Origin of the sequence: Microtetraspora sp. AC03309, assembly GCF_020826795.1 — a bacterium.
In the GTDB taxonomy this organism is placed as follows: domain Bacteria; phylum Actinomycetota; class Actinomycetes; order Streptosporangiales; family Streptosporangiaceae; genus Microtetraspora; species Microtetraspora glauca.
This window is the reverse complement of the sequence record NZ_JADDIL010000537.1, coordinates 1-436: the sequence shown is the minus strand read 5'-3', so window position 1 is coordinate 436 and position 436 is coordinate 1. Positions and strand designations below refer to the sequence as shown.

The window sequence follows — 436 nt, the reverse complement described above, 5'->3', positions numbered from 1 at the left end:
CCGGTGAAATCGAAGGTACTGAATTCGGGCAGGTCCTCGACGAACAGCGAGTATTCGTGGTCGGCCGGTGGCCGCTGATACGTGTATTCGCCTGCCGTACAGACACCGAACCCCGCGGCGATGCGCAGCAGATCGAGGTCGCCAGGCTCGGTCTCCCAGTCCGGCGCGAAACACGGTGCGCCCACTTCCGTTCCGTCCCAACCGACCCGTACCGTCCGCAACCGCTCGGTGTGCTCCGGCGCCCACTGCAATTCCACCGGGTCATTATCTCGTCAGAAGGTGCCCAGAGCCGTGGGCTCTGGGCACCGGAGGGGTCTGACGATCAGGCGGGAATCCGCCGAACTCCCACGTACTGCAGTTCGGCCATTGCCAGCGTGTAGATGCCTGCCCCGATGACGACCACGACGCCCGCGGTGGTCAGCGCCATGGTGAACAC

Annotated in this window: 1 protein-coding gene; it reads right to left on the bottom strand. The window is 64.9% G+C overall.

Features of this window, described 5'->3' with window-relative positions; translation table 11 throughout:
* Positions 1-257, bottom strand: a 257-nt coding sequence (locus IMZ11_RS44240; RefSeq protein WP_228649747.1) for a hypothetical protein, incomplete at its 3' end; no start/stop codon positions are given.
* Positions 258-436 lie beyond the last annotated feature (179 nt).